General features: G+C 68.5%; 16 protein-coding genes. 11 read left to right on the top strand and 5 right to left on the bottom strand.

Features of this window, described 5'->3' with window-relative positions:
• Nucleotides 1-22: 22 nt before the first annotated feature.
• Nucleotides 23-718 (bottom strand): TetR/AcrR family transcriptional regulator, encoded by a 696-nt coding sequence (locus RVF83_RS21260; RefSeq protein ID WP_005198836.1) that lies wholly within the window; start codon nt 716-718, stop codon nt 23-25.
• A gap of 120 nt (nt 719-838) precedes the next feature.
• Here RVF83_RS21260 and RVF83_RS21255 point away from each other — a divergent pair, with 120 nt between their 5' ends.
• Nucleotides 839-1,294 (top strand): nitroreductase/quinone reductase family protein, encoded by a 456-nt coding sequence (locus RVF83_RS21255; RefSeq protein WP_005198837.1) that lies wholly within the window; start codon nt 839-841, stop codon nt 1,292-1,294.
• Between the two features lie 99 nt (nt 1,295-1,393).
• Nucleotides 1,394-2,896 (top strand): DNA polymerase IV, encoded by a 1,503-nt coding sequence (locus tag RVF83_RS21250; RefSeq protein WP_051989298.1) that lies wholly within the window; start codon nt 1,394-1,396, stop codon nt 2,894-2,896.
• A gap of 25 nt (nt 2,897-2,921) precedes the next feature.
• Here the strand turns inward: RVF83_RS21250 and RVF83_RS21245 are convergent, their stop codons facing one another.
• Nucleotides 2,922-3,926 (bottom strand): asparaginase, encoded by a 1,005-nt coding sequence (locus RVF83_RS21245; RefSeq protein WP_005198839.1) that lies wholly within the window; start codon nt 3,924-3,926, stop codon nt 2,922-2,924.
• Between the two features lie 237 nt (nt 3,927-4,163).
• On the opposite strand from RVF83_RS21245, the gene RVF83_RS21240 reads away from it, so the two are divergent.
• Nucleotides 4,164-4,643 carry a hypothetical protein gene (locus RVF83_RS21240; protein ID WP_005198840.1) on the top strand — a complete coding sequence of 160 codons (480 nt, stop codon included), beginning with the start codon at nt 4,164-4,166 and terminating at the stop codon, nt 4,641-4,643.
• A gap of 37 nt (nt 4,644-4,680) precedes the next feature.
• Here RVF83_RS21240 and RVF83_RS21235 read toward each other — a convergent pair whose 3' ends face one another.
• The gene (locus RVF83_RS21235) at nt 4,681-5,625 is read right to left on the bottom strand and encodes a hypothetical protein (protein ID WP_051989294.1); all 945 of its coding nucleotides are present in this window, start codon (nt 5,623-5,625) and stop codon (nt 4,681-4,683) included.
• Nucleotides 5,626-5,665: 40 nt separating this feature from the next.
• On the opposite strand from RVF83_RS21235, the gene lspA reads away from it, so the two are divergent.
• The 5 genes from lspA to RVF83_RS21210 all read left to right on the top strand — a co-directional run bounded on the left by lspA (nt 5,666) and on the right by RVF83_RS21210 (nt 12,866).
• Nucleotides 5,666-6,319 carry a signal peptidase II gene (gene lspA / locus RVF83_RS21230; protein ID WP_085950792.1) on the top strand — a complete coding sequence of 218 codons (654 nt, stop codon included), beginning with the start codon at nt 5,666-5,668 and terminating at the stop codon, nt 6,317-6,319.
• The gene (locus RVF83_RS21225; RefSeq protein WP_005198843.1) at nt 6,312-7,238 is read left to right on the top strand and encodes an RluA family pseudouridine synthase; all 927 of its coding nucleotides are present in this window, start codon (nt 6,312-6,314) and stop codon (nt 7,236-7,238) included. Before lspA ends, RVF83_RS21225 begins: the two co-directional genes overlap by 8 nt.
• An 88-nt stretch (nt 7,239-7,326) precedes the next feature.
• Complete coding sequence (locus tag RVF83_RS21220) at nt 7,327-8,721, top strand: serine/threonine-protein kinase (protein WP_005198844.1); 1,395 nt, start codon at nt 7,327-7,329, stop codon at nt 8,719-8,721.
• Between the two features lie 221 nt (nt 8,722-8,942).
• Nucleotides 8,943-12,485, top strand: coding sequence for a DNA polymerase III subunit alpha (dnaE, locus tag RVF83_RS21215; protein ID WP_005198845.1), 3,543 nt, complete (start codon nt 8,943-8,945; stop codon nt 12,483-12,485).
• Between the two features lie 111 nt (nt 12,486-12,596).
• A complete protein-coding gene (locus RVF83_RS21210; RefSeq protein WP_005198846.1) occupies nt 12,597-12,866 on the top strand; it encodes a hypothetical protein in 270 nt (89 codons plus the stop codon).
• Here the strand turns inward: RVF83_RS21210 and RVF83_RS21205 are convergent.
• Nucleotides 12,809-13,717, bottom strand: a complete 909-nt coding sequence (locus RVF83_RS21205; RefSeq protein WP_005198847.1) for an SMP-30/gluconolactonase/LRE family protein — start codon at nt 13,715-13,717, stop codon at nt 12,809-12,811. The genes RVF83_RS21210 and RVF83_RS21205 overlap by 58 nt on opposite strands.
• A gap of 291 nt (nt 13,718-14,008) precedes the next feature.
• On the opposite strand from RVF83_RS21205, the gene ilvA reads away from it, so the two are divergent.
• Nucleotides 14,009-15,388, top strand: a complete 1,380-nt coding sequence (gene ilvA, locus RVF83_RS21200; protein WP_005198848.1) for a threonine ammonia-lyase IlvA — start codon at nt 14,009-14,011, stop codon at nt 15,386-15,388.
• Nucleotide 15,389: 1 nt separating this feature from the next.
• Here ilvA and treZ read toward each other — a convergent pair whose 3' ends face one another.
• Nucleotides 15,390-17,111, bottom strand: a complete 1,722-nt coding sequence (gene treZ / locus RVF83_RS21195; RefSeq protein WP_005198849.1) for a malto-oligosyltrehalose trehalohydrolase — start codon at nt 17,109-17,111, stop codon at nt 15,390-15,392.
• Between the two features lie 350 nt (nt 17,112-17,461).
• On the opposite strand from treZ, the gene RVF83_RS21190 reads away from it, so the two are divergent.
• A complete protein-coding gene (locus RVF83_RS21190; protein ID WP_005198850.1) occupies nt 17,462-18,319 on the top strand; it encodes an MlaE family ABC transporter permease in 858 nt (285 codons plus the stop codon).
• A gap of 1 nt (nt 18,320) precedes the next feature.
• A complete protein-coding gene (locus RVF83_RS21185) occupies nt 18,321-19,187 on the top strand; it encodes an MlaE family ABC transporter permease (protein ID WP_005198851.1) in 867 nt (288 codons plus the stop codon).
• The last annotated feature ends 8 nt before the right edge of the window (nt 19,188-19,195 follow it).

The following is a 19,195-nucleotide window of genomic DNA, read 5'->3' as shown; positions in this document are numbered from 1 at the left end:
CAGCCGTGCAATGGGATTGGTACTAGTTCCGGAACAGCCCCGACAAGGTCAGCTCGATCTGCGACCGGAACAGGTCGGCGGGGTGGGCGAAGGTGTCGTTGCCGTACTGGCCGAAGGTCTCCAGGCTGATCGCACCGACGAGGACTGCCCAGAGGGTCGTCGACGCGGCCATCACGTCGTCCGGGGCGTCGATGCCGAACTCGTCGCGGATGGCGGACATGTCGCCGGCGACCCCGGTTGTGGGAGTGGGCAGGTCGTCCCGCAACAGTCCCTCGGACCAGGCGGCCGCGCACTCGCGCAGGAGCAGGGCCGGGATGCGTGTGCCCGGCACCATCGTCTCCTCGCCCGGCGCGGCATAACCGGGTACCGGGCTGCCGTAGAGGAGTGCCCAGCGGGCCGGGTCGGCGAGTGCCCACTCCCGGGCGGCCTCCGCGGCGGCGAGCAGTCGCGCCCGTCGGTGGTCGGCTTCGACGGCCGCAACCGCCAGGTCGATGGCGTCGCCGACGTCGTTGTACGCCTCGACGAGCAGCATCGTCAGCAGGTCGTCGCGGCTCGGGACGTACCGGTAGACGGCCGAGGACACCACGCCCATCTCCCGGGCGATCGCGCGCAGCGACAGTCCGGCCGCGCCATGGGTGGCCAGGTGCTTGCGCGCCAGTCTGCGGATCTCGTCGGTCATCATCGCGCGGTTCTCCGCGCGGCTTCGTCCGGTCGCCATGGGTCGATCCTCGCACACTTCGAGAGCAGTGCTCTTGATTTCTTGCGCGAGTGGGTGCAGACTCGAAAACGAGAGCGGTGCTCTCGAAACCTGCCACCCACCACGAAGGGGCTCATCACGATGACCGGCACGACCCACTACCGCGCTCCCGAGGGACTCGACAACGTTTTCAACCGCACCGTCCGTTGGCTCGCCGACCACGGCGTCAACCTCGCCGGCGCGCAGAACCTCACCGTCCCCGGCCGCAAGACCGGCAAGCTGCAGACCATCCCGGTCAACGTTCTGCGATTCGACGGCGGGGAGTACCTCGTCTCGCCGCGCGGCAACACCCAGTGGGCCCGGAACGCACGCGTCGCCGAGACCGTGGAACTCCGGCGCGGACGCCGTCGGACCGTGGTTGCCCTCGCCGAGGTCGACCCCGACCGGCGCCCGCCGATCATCGGCGAGTACCTGCGCAAGTGGGGTTGGGAGGTCGGCCGTTTCCCGCCGGAGGGGCTCGACGCCAAGCCGTCCGACGCCGACCTCGCCGCGCATGCCGGCTCGATCCCGGTCTTCGCCATCACGTCCGCCGGCTAGCCGATTTCCCCAGCGCGTCGGCTCACTAGACTCGGACAGGTGGTGCGCCCGGATTCCGACTCGACGATCGCGGACGGTTCATCCGTACCCGAACGGTGGATGTCCGGCGGGGGATCGGGCGGGGCACCGGCCGGTGCCGATTCCGAACGCGGCGCACGCTGGGTGATGCACCTCGACATGGACGCCTTCTTCGCCTCCGTCGAACAGCTCACCCGCCCGACGCTGCGCGGCCGCCCGGTGCTCGTGGGCGGTTCCGGCGGTCGGGGAGTGGTGGCAGGAGCGAGCTACGAGGCCCGGGTGTTCGGGGCCAGGTCGGCGATGCCGATGCATCAGGCCCGACGCCTCATCGGCCCCACCGGCGTCGTGGTGCCCCCGCGCGGTGCGGTCTACGGCAAGGTCAGCAAGCGGGTGTTCCGCATTGTGCGCGAAGCGGTTCCGGTGATCGAGACGCTGTCCTTCGACGAGGCGTTCGCCGAACCGGCCGAACTCGCCGGGGCCTCGGTGGCGCAGGCGCGCGAGTTCGCCGAGGAGGTGCGCGCCCGCATCCGCACCGAGTGCGGACTCGCGGCTTCGGTCGGATTCGGCAGCGGAAAGCAACTCGCCAAGATCGCCTCGGGGATGGCGAAACCCGATGGTGTGATGGTGATCCCGCCGTCGGGCGAGATCGATTTCCTGCACGGACTGCCGGTGCGCAAACTGTGGGGCATCGGTCCGGTCTCGGGGGATCGTCTCGCGCGGCTGGGAATCGACACCATCGGAGACCTCGCGCGGATGTCGACGGTCGAGGTCGCGTCGGTGCTCGGCGGCACCGTCGGACCTGCGCTGCATCGGCTCGCCCAGGGCATCGACGACCGGCCGGTCGCCGAACGCGCCTCGGCCAAGCAGATCAGCGCCGAATCGACCTTCGCCGAGGACATCGTCGACCTCGACGAACTGCGCAAGGCGATCCGCAAGGCCGCCACCGACGCGCATCGCCGGCTGCTCAAGGACGGGCGCGGCGCGCGCACGGTGGTGCTGAAGCTCAAACGTTCCGACATGTCGATCCTGACCCGCTCGGCGACCACCGCCGCCGCCACGACCGACTTCGACGACCTCGAACGCACCGCGCAGCGCCTCGCCCTCGACCCGCGCACGGTCGGAGCGATACGTCTTGTGGGCGTGGGGTTCTCCGGTCTCAGTGCGGTGCAGCAGTACGCGTTGTTCGACGATCTCGACGCCGCGCCGGACGAGACGACCCACCACGACACCGCCTCCGCGGGTGGCGCGGGGAGCCCGTCGTCGGACTCCGGCGACATCGTGGAGGTGTCGGAGACCGTGCACGATACGACCGTCGACACCGAGTCACCCGAACCCGTGCGGTTCGCCCCGGGCGGAAATCCGCAGAGCCGTGCGCCGTTCGCGCCGGGCGCCGACGTGACCCATCCCGAGTTCGGGCACGGCTGGGTGCAGGGGAGCGGGCACGGCGTCGTCACCGTCCGCTTCGAGACGCGCACCACCGGACCCGGGCGCACCCGCACCTTCGGTGTCGACGACCCCGATCTGCGTCCCGCCGACCCGCTCGACAGTCTCGAATGGGATCTCGGCGCCGACGACGACGAGTGACCATCCTGGAATCAGCTGTGCCGCATCAATTCCCGGATGCCGAGAAGAACCCGGCGATCGTGTCGGGACTCGCCTTCGCGGTGAGCAGCGCGATCAGTGCCATGCGGGCCTGCGGCGCACGGAGCCACGGCGACACGATCGCCCCTGCCCGGTGCAGGTCGACGGCACCACCGCCACCGCCGTAGGTCGCGGACACCTTGCCGTAGGGGACCCGGCTGGTCACCACGACGGTCACGCCGTGGGTGACGGCGAGCGCGACCTCGGCGGTGATGTCCGGGTGCGTGTTCCCCGAACCTGTCGCGGCGAGAACGATGCCCGCGGCGTTCTGTGCGACCGCGGCCGCGATCAGCCCGGGGGACACCCCGGGATACAGCGCGAAGAGGTCGACCCGGGCGGTGCGGCCGAGCGGGATCCCGTCGGTCAGCACCGGACGCGGCAGGTCGGTGCGTACCGAGTCGAAGGCGACCGCGTCGGACGTCGACACCTTGAACAACCCGCGCGCCGGCAGCACGCGACCCCCGGCGACCACCAGGACCCCGCGGCCCCGATTCCCGGGATCGCGGACCGCGGCCAATGCGGCAGCCAGGTTGATCGGACCGTCCGCGTCGGGTCGGTCGGCCGGTGACTGGGCTCCGGTGAACACGACCGCCCGTTCGTCGGCGCAGTACAGATCGGCGAGGAACGCCGTCTCCTCCATCGTGTCGGTGCCGTGCGTGACCACGACCCCGGCGACCTCCGGGTCGACGAGGGCGTCGGCGATCGCCCGCACCACCGCGAACTGGTCGGCCACGGTCATCGCCGAACTGTCCACCGACATCAGGTCGACGGTGCGGACGGGACCCGTCCCGGTGCCCCCGGCCCCGGCGTCCGCGGCTTCGGCGTCCGCCGCTCCCGTGCTGGATGCGGCCGACAGCAGGTCGTCGGCGCCGAGCGCGGGAACGGCACCGTCGGCCGTGGTCCGGGCGGCGATGGTGCCGCCGGTGGTGATCAGCACGGTCGTCGGCGAGCCGAGCGGGGGAGAAGCGGACATGGTCGTCAAGCCTCACGGCAGGCAGCCCGGGCGTCAAGCGTCGTGGCCGCGGCGTGGAACCCGGATCATCCGGTTACGTTTGGCATAGTGGTGTGGGTTGTCGCCGGGCCCGCCCCGGCAGACCCCATCGGCGAGTCATGGGAGAGCGCCCCGGCGCACCCACGTCCACAGACATAGTGAGGGAGATCGTTGAAGTATCGGAAGTTTCTTGGCGCGACCATGATCGCGGCCGCATTGATGACCGGTGTCGCAGCCTGCGGTGGCGACGACAGCGACGCACCGCCCGTCCCGACCGCGACCAGCACCGCTGATGCCGGTGCCGCCGGCGGCGACACCGAATCCGAGATCACCAACGGCAGCAAGCCGCCGTCGATCACCGCTCTCAACGAGCTCGTGGACACCGCCGTCGACCCGAAGATCCCGAGCAAGGACAAGATCGTCCTCGTCGAGGGTTCGGAGAAGGACCCGGCCATCTTCGACGAGCTGGTCAAGGCCCGCGCAGAGAACTCCGACGTCGACTGGGTCCTGGTGAACCCGGTCATCAGCGCCGGCCCGAACAAGGCCCGCGTCAAGGTCCGCATCGAGACCGCCGGCAACCCGCCGACCAACGCCGAGTCGACCATCGTCTTCGACGACGGCCGCTGGAAGCTCTCCAACGAGACCGTGTGCAACCTGCTCGGCCTGTACCAGGTCAAGAGCGCGATGTGCGCCGCCTGATCGCAACGACTCGATAGACCGGGAAGCCGGGTTGTCCTCACCGCCAGGTGACGGTCAACCCGGTTTTCTGTACCAGGGGGCGTGACGGGTCGGCCCCGACGAGTTCGCGCGCACCGGTGTAGGTCAGTCGGCCGCCGACCGGCAGCCCGCGCGAGAGGTCGATCTCGACGCTGCCGCCGCCCTCGGAACTGAAACGGCTGATGGTGAGGGTGTCGCTGCCGCCCGGGATCGCGAAGACGGAGTTCACCGGGGTCTCCTCGGCGGAGAACTGGATGGTCAGACGGTTCCCGTCCCAGGCCGACAGCCGGGCGTCGATCGTCTGCGTGACCGTCGCGGCCGCCGAGATGACGCGTTCGGTGCGCCACCGCGCACCCACCGCGATCGGCTCGGTCGGCAGCGCGATGGAGGTGTTCAACGCCGTCACCAGGGACTGTTCGACGGCCAGGCGTGCTTCCTGGCCCGCCTGCTCGGGAGGGGCGAGACGCAACGCGACCGGCGCGAGTCCGGGGCCGGTGGTCAGTCCCGCCTTCGTGCCCGTCATCGCCGGCAACTGCCCGTTGAGGGAGGCGTCCGGAGACGTCACGGTGCCCAGTTCGAGTTCCAGCTCCGATTTCTCGGCGCACGAGAACCGCGCGGTCATCGGGGTCTCGACGGTCTCGGCATCCGCCGAACCAGGGGAGGCGACATCGGAGGTCGTCACCAGCGTCACGGTCTGCGCGGACGAGGTGTCGGGAGCGGGAGCGGCCACGCGGCGCTCACCCTCACCCGGGTCGACCAGGGTGACCGTGGCCCCCGCAATCGGCACCGGCGCCGCTCCGGCCGCGCGGGAGGGCGATCCGTTCGCGCAACCGGCGACCGTCGCCGAACTGGCGCCCGCAGCATCGTCGGACCCCGACGAGCACCCCGCGACCAGCACGGATACCGCCGTCAAGACGGCGCACGAGGAGACAACGGACCGGAGGACACGACGATGCGAGGACACGGGTAGCCAGCGTATTCGACGGGTCGTGGACAATGAGGCTGTGGATGACCAACCCCTGACGGATTCCGGCAACGCGGATCCGCACGGCGCCGATTCTCCGGACGCCGACCGCGATCGAGTCCGATCGGACGACGCGACCCCCGCACGACGTTTCTCCAAGATGTCCGCCGCCGTTCTCGGCGTCGCGCTCGTCGTCATCGGGCTGGACCTGCTGACCAAGGTGATCGCCGTCGCGACGCTCGACCCGCAGCGCCCGATCGAGATCATCGGAGACGTCGTCACCCTCCGACTCGTGCGCAACAGCGGCGCCGCCTTCTCACTGGCCTCGGGATACACGTGGGTGCTGACGATCATCGCGCTGGTCGTCGTGGCCGTCATCGTCCGCTACAGCAGCAGGCTGAAGTCCTGGGGCTGGGCGATCGGTCTGGCTCTCGTGCTCGGCGGTGCGATCGGTAACCTGATCGACCGCATCTTCCGCGCCCCGGCACCGCTCCAGGGTCACGTCGTCGACTTCGTCTCGGTCGGTTGGTGGCCGGTGTTCAACGTGGCGGATTCCGCCGTGGTCTGCGGGGCGATCCTGCTGGTGGCGCTGTCGGCGCTGGGTTTCGACTACGACGGCAGCCGCACCGGGTGGGCGGCCCGCCGGAACAAGCACGACCACGACGGCGAAGACGGGGGCAGTACCCATGCGTGAATCACGTGTCGTGCCGGTACCCGACGGACTCGACGGCATGCGCGTCGACGCCGGGGTCTCCCGCATGCTGGGTCTGTCGCGGACGGTCGTGGCGACCCTCGCCGAGGAAGGTGACGTCATGGTCGACGGGGTCGTCGTCGGCAAGTCGCACAAGCTCGCCGCGGGGACCCTCCTGCACGTCACCTTGCCCGAGCCCGACGAGCCGCTGCGGGTCGAACCGACGCCGGTCGAGGACCTCGAGGTCATCTACCACGACTCCGACATCGTGGTCGTCGACAAGCCGGTCGGTGTGGCCGCGCACCCCTCGCTCGGCTGGAGCGGGCCCACCGTCATCGGCGCGCTGGCCGCCGCCGGCTTCCGGATCTCGACCTCCGGCGCCCATGAGCGCCAGGGGATCGTCCACCGGCTCGACGTCGGGACGTCCGGCGTCATGGTCGTCGCGGTGTCCGAACGCGCCTACACGTTGCTGAAGCGGGCATTCAAACAGCGGACCGTCCACAAGGGCTACCACGCCCTCGTCCAGGGGCATCTCGATCCGCCGTCGGGCACGATCGACGCGCCGATCGGCCGTCACCGCGGCAACGACTGGAAGTTCGCGGTGACCGCGAACGGCAAGCCGAGCATCACCCACTACGACACCCTCGAGATGTTCGCCGCGGCGTCACTGATCGACGTCCACCTCGAAACCGGTCGGACACATCAGATCCGCGTCCACTTCTCGGCGCTGCACCATCCGTGCTGCGGTGACCCGACCTACGGTGCCGACCCGGTCCTGGCCAAGAAACTCGGTCTCGAACGGCAGTGGCTGCACGCTCGGACACTGCGCTTCGCCCACCCCGCGGACGGGCGCATGGTCGAGTTCAGCTCGGAGTATCCCGACGATCTCCAGCACGCGCTCGACGTGCTGCGCGACACCTGACCGACTTGCCGGATCCGTGCCGGTGGTGGCGGCATTCGTTCGGTCGTCAACCGGCGACACCACCGGGCAACTCGCCTAGATTGAGAGGGTGTTCGAGCCTGGAACGGTGATCGCCGGGTACCGCGTCGAGCGACTCCTCGGCAGCGGTGGAATGGGCGCTGTCTTCCTCGCGCGGCACCCCGAGCTCCCCAGGTACGACGCCCTGAAAGTCCTGAAGGACTCGGCGGGCCTGACCGACAACAACTTCCGTCGCCGGTTCCTCCGGGAAGCGGAGGTGGCGGCGACGCTGGACCACCCCAACATCGTCACCGTCTTCAACCGTGGCCGGGCGACGGTCCCCGTCGCGTCGAAATCCGGTCAGTCCGACCTGCTCTGGATCGCGATGCAGTACGTGCCGGGCACCGACTGTGCCCGCGAACTGCACGACATCGGACGGTTCGCGCCGCCGCGGGTCGCCCACATCGTCTCGCAGGTCGCCCGCGGCATCGACCATGCCAACCGCCGTGGCCTCACCCATCGCGACGTCAAACCCGGCAACATCCTGCTCGCCGAGGTCGACGAGGACTCGCCGGTCGATGAGCAGCGGGTGCTGCTGACCGACTTCGGCGTCGCCAAGATCTCCGACGAGACCGAGGCGCTCACGTCGGTCGGCACCGTCCTCGCGACCCTGTCCTACGCCTCACCCGAACAGCTCATGGGGCGGACGCTCGACGGCCGCAGCGATCAGTACTCCCTGGCGGCCTCCACCTTCCATCTGCTCACCGGCCGGGTGCCGTTCGACGACCGCGACACCGGGGCGGTCATCGGCGCACACCTCAAGGAGCCGGTGCCGCCGGCGTCCGAGCTCGTACCAGGACTGCCGTCGGGGGTCGACGGGGTGATCTCGAGGGCCATGGCGAAGACGCCCGAGGAGCGGTTCGCGAACTGTCGCGAGTTCGCCGAGGCGCTGACGGCGAGTGTCCGGCCGGTGAAACCGCCGGCGGTACCCGACGCCGGAGCCGTCACCGTACGCGGACCCTCACCCCGGCCGGTCCTCCGGAACCATCCCGCCTCGACGCCGGCGGCCCGTCGACCGGGTCCGCCCACATCTCCGCCCCCGGGACGTCCGGTGTACCGCGGACCGTCACCGACCCCGCCCGGCGGGGAGGCAACTCGGCGGGCCGCACCGCGCCAGACCCCGGGACGCCCCGTCCCGGACAGGGCGCGGCAAGAACGGCAGGCACCATCACGTCCGGCGACCGGCGCGGACCCCGCCGTGTGGCAACACCCGCCGTCCGGCCCGCACCGCCAGACCAACGACCACCTCCGCGCCGCGGGCTCGGGTCCGATGGGCCGCCCTCCGAGCGGCCCACCGTTCCCGGGCGGGACCGTGTCCTCCGGTGGTCCCACTCGGTCGGGTTCGAACCGCCTGCCCCTGGTGCTGGCCGGGGTGGCGGCCGTGCTGCTGATCCTGATCGTCCTCGTGTTCGTCGTGGCCTTGTAGTTCGTGTGACGCTGCAGCCCGCGAGGTGGGCGTGCGCGAGGCGCACATGGTGTCACAGCCGCCCCATTCGTCACGGCCCGGAGTGCCTTCCGGTGGGTGTCGGTGCGCGCGCCTAAAGTAGACCCGGACTCGGCGACCGGCGTGCGCACGATCAGCGCGCGAAACGACCACGGGCACAGCAACCAGCGAGCACAGCAACCAGCGAGCACAGAAGAGGCACAGTGACGGACTCGTTTGTTCACCTGCACAACCACACCGAGTACTCGATGCTCGACGGTGCGGCCAAGGTGTCACCGTTGTTCGCCGAGGCCAAACGGCTGGGCATGACCGCGATCGGCATGACCGACCACGGGAACATGTTCGGTGCCAGCGAGTTCTACAACTCCGCGATCAAGAACGACATCAAGCCGATCATCGGTATCGAGGCCTACATCGCTCCTGGTTCGCGGTTCGACACCAAACGTGTCCAGTGGGGTTCGCGCGAACAGAAGAGCGACGACGTCTCGGGTTCGGGTGCCTACACGCACATGACGATGGTCGCCGAGAACGCGACCGGTCTGCGGAACCTGTTCAAGCTGTCCTCGCTCGCCTCCATCGAGGGGCAGCTGGGCAAGTGGTCGCGTATGGACGCCGACCTGATCGCCGAACACGCCGAGGGCATCATCGCGACCACCGGCTGCCCGTCGGGTGAGGTGCAGACCCGTCTGCGCCTGGGTCACGACCGCGAAGCGCTCGAGGCCGCGGCGAAGTGGCAGGAGATCTTCGGCAAGGAGAACTTCTACCTCGAGCTGATGGAGCACGGCCTCGAGATCGAGCGCCGCGTGCGCGACGGTCTCCTCGACATCGGCCGCAAGCTCGGCATCAAGCCGATCGTCACCAACGACTGCCACTACGTCACCAAGGAGCATGCCGCCGCCCACGAGGCGCTGCTGTGCGTGCAGACCGGCAAGACGCTGTCCGACCCCACCCGCTTCAAGTTCGACGGCGACGGCTACTACCTGAAGTCGGCCGCGGAGATGCGCGAGCAGTGGGACTCGGTGGTCCCGGGCGCATGTGACAACACGCTCGAGATCGGCGAGCGCGTCCAGTCCTACAAAGACGTCTTCACCCACCGCGACCGCATGCCGGTCTTCCCGGTGCCCGACGGCGAGACCCAGCAGACCTTCCTGCGCAAGGAGGTCGCGAAGGGGCTCCGGGAGCGTCGTTTCGCCGGTACCGAGGTGCCGCAGGAGTACCTCGATCGCGCCAACTACGAGCTCGACGTCATCATCCAGATGGGTTTCCCGGCCTACTTCCTGGTGGTCGGCGACCTGATCCGCCACGCTCTCGAGGTCGGCATCCGCGTCGGCCCGGGCCGTGGTTCGGCGGCGGGTTCGCTCGTCGCCTGGGCGCTGGGCATCACCAACATCGACCCGATCCCGCACGGACTGCTGTTCGAGCGATTCCTCAACCCCGAGCGCGTGTCGATGCCCGATATCGACATCGACTTCGACGACCGCCGTCGTGGCGAGATGGTCCGCTATGCGACCGAGCGGTGGGGTAGCGACAAGGTCGCCCAGGTCATCACCTTCGGAACCATCAAGACCAAGGCCGCCATCAAGGACTCCGCCCGAGTCCAGTTCGGCCAGCCGGGTTTCGCGATCGCCGACCGCATCACCAAGGCGCTGCCGCCGCCCATCATGGCCAAGGACATCCCGGTCTGGGGCATCACCAACCCCGAGCACGAGCGCTATGGCGAGGCCACCGAGGTCCGCACGCTCATCGAGACCGACCCGGACGTCAAGAAGATCTACGACACGGCACTCGGCCTCGAGGGCCTGATCCGCAACGCCGGTGTCCACGCTTGTGCCGTGATCATGTCGTCGGAGCCGCTGACCGACGCGATCCCGGTGTGGAAACGTGCGCAGGACGGCGCGATCATCACCGGCTGGGACTACCCGTCGTGTGAGGCCATCGGCCTGCTGAAGATGGACTTCCTGGGTCTGCGCAACCTCACCGTCATCGGTGACGCCCTGGAGAACATCAAGCTCAACCGCGGGATCGACCTGGACCTCGACTCGCTGCCGCTGGAGGACGAGAAGACCTACGAACTACTCGCCCGCGGCGACACGCTCGGCGTGTTCCAGCTCGACGGCGCGGCCATGCGCGAACTCCTGAAGATGATGCAGCCCACCGGCTTCGAGGACATCGTCGCCGTCCTGGCGCTGTACCGACCCGGTCCGATGGGTGTGAACGCCCACACCGACTACGCCAAGCGCAAGAACGGTCTCCAGGAGATCCGACCGATCCACCCGGAGCTCGAGGAGCCGCTGAAGGAGATCCTCTCCGAGACCTACGGTCTGATCGTCTACCAAGAGCAGATCATGCAGATCGCGCAGAAGGTCGCCGGGTACTCGCTCGGACAAGCAGACCTGCTCCGTCGTGCGATGGGCAAGAAGAAGAAGGAGATCCTCGACGAGGCCTACGACGGCTTCGCGGAGGGTATGCGCAACAACGGCTTCTCGCAGGCGGCGATCACCGCCCTGTGGGACACGGTGTTGCCGTTCGCCGGCTACGCGTTCAACAAATCGCACGCCGCGGGCTACGGTCTCGTCTCCTTCTGGACCGCCTACCTGAAGGCGAACTATCCCGCCGAGTACATGGCCGGTCTGCTCACCTCGGTCGGCGACGACAAGGACAAGGCGGCGATCTACCTCGCCGACTGCCGCAAGCTCGGCATCACCGTCCTCCCGCCGGACGTCAACGAGTCGCAGCGCAACTTCGCGGCCGTCGGTGCCGACATCCGCTTCGGTCTCGCCGCCATCCGCAACGTCGGGTCGGGCGTCGTCGGGTCGATCATCAACGCGCGCGAGGAGAAGGGGAAGTTCACCAGTTTCTCCGACTACCTCGGCAAGATCGATGTCACCGCCTGCAACAAGAAGGTGACGGAATCGCTGATCAAGGCGGGCGCCTTCGACTCTCTCGGCCATCCGCGCAAGGGCTTGTTCCTCGTGCACGCCGAAGCCGTCGAATCGGTGATCGGCACCAAGAAGGCCGAGGCGATCGGACAGTTCGACCTCTTCGGCGATGCCGGCGGAGCCGACGACTCGATGGCCGAGGTCTTCGCCGTCAAGGTCCCTGAGGAGGAGTGGGACACCAAGCACAAGCTCGCGATCGAGCGGGAGATGCTGGGCCTCTACGTCTCCGGGCATCCGCTGGCCGGCGTCGAACACGCCATCGCCGCGCACACCGACACCTCGATCACGTCGCTGCTGGAAGGCGACATCTCCGACGGTGCGCAGATCACGATCGGCGGCATCATCTCGTCGGTGACGCGCCGGGTGAACAAGAAGGGCGAGCCGTGGGCCGCGGTCACCCTCGAAGACATGGTTGGTGGTGTCGAGGTCTACTTCTTCCCGCGCGCCTACGTCGCGTACGGGATGGACATCGTGGCCGACAACATCGTGCTGATCAAGGCCCGCGTGAACCTGCGCGAGGACAGCATGATGATCTCCGCCAACGACCTCGCCGTCCCCGACCTGGAGACCGCCGGCGCGACCAAGCCGGTCGCACTCACGCTGTCCGCCCGACTCTGCACCCCGGATCGGGTGCAGGCGCTCAAGCAGGTGCTGACCCGACATCCGGGTATGGCCGACGTGCACGTCACGCTGGTCAGCGACAAGCGGCAGACGCAGCTCAAGCTGACCGAGTCCCTGCGGGTCGCGCCGAGTTCCGCGCTGATGGGCGACCTGAAAGCACTGCTCGGACCCAGTTGCCTGGGCTGATTCCTGGGCGACCATCACCATGGTTTCGGCCCGCCGAACATTTCTCTTCGACAGGCGCTATACTCGACGGCACGTCCAGTCACGCCCAGCCGTCGAGGGGAGTGTTCGCAGATGACCACGATGATCGGCATCAACGCGCACCGTCCGGTTCGGCGTGCGCAGCGCACGGTCGAGGTCTTCGGCGTCGAGTGGCCGGCCCACAAGGCCCACGCGGTCCTCGCAGGTGTCGCCACCGCCGTCGTGACCCTGCTGATCTTCGGATCGTTGCAGGCCACTGCGTGGGTGACGGCGGTGGCGGTCCTCGCGGTGTGGTGGGGTGAGCGCTACCTGCCCGGGAACGCGGCGGTCGCGCCCCGATCGAATCCGCCCGGGATCTCGTAGATCCGTCCGTCGAATCCGGCCCGGTACAGACGTCCGGCCCCGAACCCGCGGTCGCCGCGACCGTAGGAGAGCACGCTCGACGTCGGCAGTCCGCTCGCCAGCACGCAGTAGCGTCCGGGCGAGGTGATCCGGACGATCTCACCGGTCGCGTTGAACGGCACGACAGGCCGGTCACGTGAATCGAGCGTCAGCCCATCGGGGGTCGACGGCGCACCCACGCCGAGCAGGCTCTGCACCGCGCGCGGATTCGTCGTCGAGATCCGGCTGACACCCGGGTTCACGAAGGTGCGCGAGACGTAGAGCCAGCGGTCGTCGCGGCTCAGGACCGCGCCGTTGGCACTCGGCAGCGCGCCCCACGCGGCGTTCACCGCCCCGCCCGGTGAGACCCGTCCGATGAGATTGCCGAAGTCGTTGGTGGCGTACACGTTTCCGCTCGCGGCCACATCCATCCCGTTCGCGGCCGACAGCCCCGTCACCCACGGCCGAAACGCGCGGGTGTTGACGTCCAGGCGCCCAATGGACGCGTGGCGTAGCGCGTCACCGACGACGACGCGGGGATCGGCTCCGTAACCGACCAGCAGGGTTCCACCCGGAGTCCAGGCGAGCGCGCCCGCACCGCTACCGCCGGGAACTCGCGCGATCGGGACCGCAGGTGCACCAGGGCCGTTCAGCCGAAACACGCGACCCGAGATGAGGTCGGTGGTGTAGAGGCGTCCGCCGGCGTCGACGGTGAGGCCTTCGAGCGCGGCGCCCGGAACGACGCCGACGAGTCGGGCGGGGGCGGCACCCGGACACGACGGCGCGGCCGAGGCGGGCGCCGGACCGACGGCGGTGGCCAGCCCCAGCGCCATGGCCGCGGACGCCGCGCCGGCGGCGATCCGGGTGAGGCGAGAGGTACGCCGGGACCGGCGCGGAGATGGATGGCGAGATGTCATGACTGCTCCCTGTTCAGGTGGCGGGTCGTACGTGCCTTCTCCTCGCGCGGCCCTGCATGCCGTCCGCGTGCGACGAGCGACGTCGCGAACATACCCACCTGCGGGGTGGGGCAACCGCGGAATGAGGCCGACCGCAGCGGCCGAGCACACCGACCTCGCCGAAATCGAAGTACCCGGGCGCCTCGAACGATCCCGCGCAGTGAGACCATGGCAGTCGTGAGTACGCACCACGTCCCCGTTCACCAGCACGGTCCGGCACTGAGTCTCGACGCCATCGAGGCGGCGTCGGAGCGAATCGCCGACGCCGTGGCGCGTACCCCGCTCGAGGCCTGCCCGCGACTGTCGGGGTCGGGTGCCCAGATCTACCTCAAGCGCGAGGACCTGCAGACCGTACGCTCCTACAAGATCCGCGGCGCGTACAACGTGATGGCCCAACTCTCGGCCGAGGAGCTGTCCCGCGGTGTGGTGGCGGCCAGTGCCGGAAACCACGCCCAGGGCGTCGCTTTCGCGTGCAAGAGCATGAAGGTGCCCGGACGGATCTACGTCCCGACCACCACCCCGAAGCAGAAGCGCGATCGGATCGCCTGGCACGGCGGCGATTTCGTGGAGCTGAAGGCGATCGGGGAGACCTACGACGCCGCGGCGGCGGCCGCGCAGGCCGATGTGATGAGCACCGGCTCCGCATGGATTCACGCCTTCGACGACCCGCGCACCGCGGCTGGGCAGGGAACCATCGCGCGCGAGATCGTCGAGCAGTTGGGCCGCGTGCCCGACGTCGTCGTCGCGCCCGTCGGTGGCGGCGGTTGTCTGGCCGGGATGGCCACCTACCTGCGCGGACTATCCGACGAGGTGACGATCATCGGCATCGAACCGACCGGGGCCGTGTCGTTGAGTGCGGCGCTGGTCCACGGCGGGCCGATCACCCTCGACGAGATCGACCCCTTCGTCGACGGCGCGGCCGTGAAGCGGATCGGCACCATCGGCCACCGGGTGATGTCCGAACTCGGCGCGAGCGTCAGTGATCACCCGATCCTCGCCGGCATCTCCGCGACCCCCGCTGCGCAGATCATCCCCGACGGTCCGGTGTCTCCGGCCCCCGGGGCGGCGCACATCACGCACGTCGACGAGGGCGCCATCTGCTCGGCGATGCTGGAGCTGTACCAGAACGAGGGCATCATCGCCGAACCGGCCGGAGCACTGGCGGTCGCCGCATTGGACAAGCTGCGACTGCCCGACGACGCGGTCGTCGTGTGTCTGGTGTCCGGCGGCAACAACGACGTCTCCCGCTACGGCGAGATCATCGAACGCTCACTGGTGCACCGGGGTCTGAAGCACTACTTCCTGGTCGACTTCCCGCAGGAGCCCGGCGCGCTGCGTCGCTTCCTCGACGAGGTCCTGGGACCCGACGACGACATCACGCTCTTCGAATACGTCAAGCGCAACAACCGCGAGACCGGTGCCGCCCTGGTGGGCGTCGAGCTCGGCAGCCCGGACGGCCTCGGCGCCCTGATGGACCGGATGGCGCGCTCGCGCCTGCACTGTGAGCGCCTCGAGCCCGGTTCGCCGGCCTACGAGTATCTGACCTGATCTACCGCAGTCCGACGATCACGTTGTGGCCGGACGACACACCGTCAGCCGGTTGCTCCCAGGCCAGCCGGACGTCGAGCGGCCAGGGGAGTGACACGGGCGCGGCGCCGGGGACGCACACCACCGACCACTCGCCGCGGTGCATCGCGAACCAGCCTGCCGCCTCGTCGAATTCGGCGTCGACGGAGGAGAACGCCGAATCATACAGGGCTGCTTCGGTTTTCCGGAGCGCGATCAGTGACCGGTAGAAGTCGAGCACGCGGGCGTGGTCGGGCCGGGTCGGCTCCGACCAGTCCAGCTTCGACCGCTCGAAGGTCTCCGGGTCCTGCGGGTCGGGCACATCGTCACTGTCCCAACCGTGCTCGGCGAACTCCGCCTTCCGGCCCTCCGCGGTCGCCCGGCCCAGTTCCGGTTCGGGGTGGGAGGTGAAGAACTGGAACGGCGTTGCGGCAGCCCACTCCTCGCCCATGAACAGCATCGGGGTGAACGGGGACAACAGGATCAGGGCGGCCTTGATCGCGAGCTGTCCGCCGTCCAGGTTGGCGCTCGGCCGGTCGCCGATCGCGCGATTGCCCACCTGATCGTGGGTGCACGTGTAGGCCAGCAACGACGACGCGGGCACCCGATCGGTCGGGATCGGCCGGCCGTGGCAGCGCCGCCGGAACGACGAGTAGGTGCCGTCGTGGAAGAACCCGCCCGTCAGAACCTTTGCGAGACACTCGAAACTGCCGAAGTCGGCGTAGTAGCCCTGTCGTTCACCCGAGACGAGGGTGTGGACGGCGTGATGGATGTCGTCGTCCCACTGGGCGGCCAGCCCGAGACCACCGGCCGACCGCGGCAGGAACAACCGCGGGTCGTTCAGATCGCTCTCCGCGATCAGCGACAGCGGACGCCCGAGTTCGGCCGACAGCGCATCCGTGGCGGCGGCCAGTTCCTCGAGGATGTGGACCGCACGATGGTCGGCGAGGGCGTGGACGGCGTCGAGTCGTAGTCCGTCGATGTGGAATTCGGTGAACCAGCGCAGTGCGGTGCCGGCGATGAACGCGCGTACCTCGTTGGAGTCGGGTCCGGACAGGTTGACCGACGATCCCCACGACGTCGTGCCTTCGCTGAGATACGGCCCGAAGTCCGGCAGATAGTTGCCCGACGGGCCCAGATGGTTGTAGACGACGTCGAGGACGACGCCGAGCCCCTTGGCGTGGCAGGCGTCCACGAACCGGGCGAGTGCCGCCGGGCCGCCGTAGGTTTCCTGCACGGCGTACCAGCCGACTCCGTCGTAACCCCAGTTATGGGTGCCGTTGAAAGCGTTGACCGGCATCAGTTCGACGAGATCGACGCCGAGATCGACCAGGTGGTCGAGCCTTTCGATCGCGGAGTCGAGAGTGCCTGCCGGGGTGAAGGTCCCGAGGTGGAGTTCGTAGATCACCGCGCCGTGCACATCGCGGCCCGTCCAGCCGGCGTCGGTCCACAGCGAGTCGTCGACGGTGAACAGCGCCGACATCTCGTGGACGCCTTCGGGTTGACGGACCGAGCGCGGATCGGGACGCACCGGTCCACCGTCGATCGAGAACCCGTAGCGGAGGTCCGGACCGGTTTCGATCGCGGAGTCCGCGGGGACCCGCCACCACCCTCCTGCGTCGGCGGACATCGGTACCGACCGTGACCGGGAGTCCGGACCGCCGGATACGACGAGGTCCACCCTGTCCGCCTCGGGGGCCCACACTCGTATCTCGTTCACCGAGGTCGGCTGTTGAAACGGAGCTGCATTGGAACGAAGTGGGGGGTTTTGTTCCCGTTGGTCGGCCGACCAAGTTATGGTGCTCTGGTCAGTCGGGGACATTGTCGGGGAATTGCTCACATCATGCAAGGTATGTCGGGGTCACCGAAGTCGCACCGCGCGATACTGTGAGGCCGCACACACTCGAAGATGAGAGCGGGGTATATTACGGCGACGCTCATGCCCACGGGGGCACCTCGAGCAGATCAGCCGAGCGGTACGGGAGTTGGAGACAACACCGACGCATGGCGACCTGACGGCCGGTGAACGGGTAAGCCGAGACGCAAGGGTAGGGATTGAGCACAGACGCAGTCACCTCGGATGACGAGGAGGTCGGTCGGAAGAGACCGGGTGCGGTTCGGTCGTGGTTCGACAAACATGTCGTCGCGTCCTTCGACACCTTCGGACGCCAGCTGGGCATGTTCGTCGAGGTGTTCCGTACGCTCTTCGTCGACCTCTTCAAGCGGCGTTTCCCGTTCGGGGAGTTCATCCGCCAGTGCGCTTTCATGGCGAGCACCTCGGTGTTCCCGACCCTGCTCGTCGCCATCCCGATCGGCGTCATCGTGTCGATCCAGGTGTCCAACATCGCCGGCCAGGTCGGTGCGACGTCGTTCTCCGGCGCGGCCACCGGCCTCGGCGTGATCCGTCAGGGTGCACCGCTGGTCACCTCGCTGCTCCTCGCGGGCGCGGTCGGTTCGGCCATCGCGGCCGACCTCGGTTCCCGCACCATCCGCGACGAGATCGACGCCATGAAGGTGATGGGCGTCAACCCCATCGAGCGTCTGATCTCGCCGCGCCTCCTCGCCACGATGGTGGTCAGTTTCCTGCTCTGCGGCTTCGTCTGCTTCATCGGATTCATCACCGGCTACGTCTTCAACGTGTACTTCCAGGGCGGTACGCCAGGCAGTTACACGGGCACCTTTGCGTCTTTCGCGACGACCGCGGACCTGATGTTCGCGTTGGCCAAAGCCGTCATATTCGGCGCGATCGTGGCGATCGTCGCCTGCGATCGCGGCCTTTCGACGAAGGGCGGACCCGCCGGCGTCGCCAACTCGGTGAACGCCGCGGTGGTCAATTCCGTCCTGCTCCTGTTCACCGTGAACGTGATCCTCACGCAGCTGTTTGCGATCCTCTTCCCGGCGAAGGTGGTGTGAGATGACCGCGTCACGGTACGTGCCACCCGCGCTGAAACCCCTGGAGGCCGCCAAGGCCGTCTATCGCGGTCCGCGCGACGCCCTCGCGGCGATGGGGCACCTCATCACGTTCCTCGTCCGCTCGATCGGCGCTGTCCCGCTGGCCTTCCGGCACTACAGCAAGGAAGTCTGGCGCCTGCTCGCCGACGTCGCGTGGGGCAACGGCGCGATCGTCGTGGGCGGCGGCACGGTCGGCGTCATGGTGATCCTCGGGGTCATGGGCGGCGCGACCGTCGGCATCGAGGGTTACACCGCGCTCAACCTGCTCGGCATGTCACCGGTGACCGGTGGTCTGTCGGCGTTCGCGACGACGCGCGAGATCGCCCCGCTGCTCGCGGCGACGGCGTTCACCGCGCAATCGGGTTGCCGCTTCACGGCCCAGCTCGGTTCGATGCGCATCGCCGAGGAGATCGACGCCCTCGAGGCGATCGCCATCCGGCCGCTGCCGTACCTGGTCACCACCCGCATGCTGGCCGCGGTCATCGCGATCGTCCCGCTGTACTCGGTGTCGCTGGCCGCCAACTACCTTGCGTGCCAGTTCATGTTCATGCTCCAGAGCGGCCAGGGCGAGGGAACCTACCTCTACTACTTCAACCAGTTCATCGTGTCCTGGGACATGGTGTTCTCGTTCATCAAGGTGATCGTCTTCGTGCTGCTGACGACGTTCATCCAGTGCTACTACGGATACTTCGCCGCTGGGGGGCCCGAAGGTGTGGGAATTGCTGCCGGACATGCCATCCGGCTCGCGATCATCGTGATCGTGTTCGCGAACCTGGTCATGACACTCGTGTTCTGGGGCACCTCGCCCGGAATCAAGATCTCGGGATGAGGGAGCGC

The organism is Gordonia rubripertincta (genome assembly GCF_038024875.1).
Lineage (GTDB): Bacteria > Actinomycetota > Actinomycetes > Mycobacteriales > Mycobacteriaceae > Gordonia > Gordonia rubripertincta.
The sequence above is the reverse complement of the archived record's forward strand: the minus strand, read 5'-3'. Positions and strand labels throughout refer to the sequence as shown.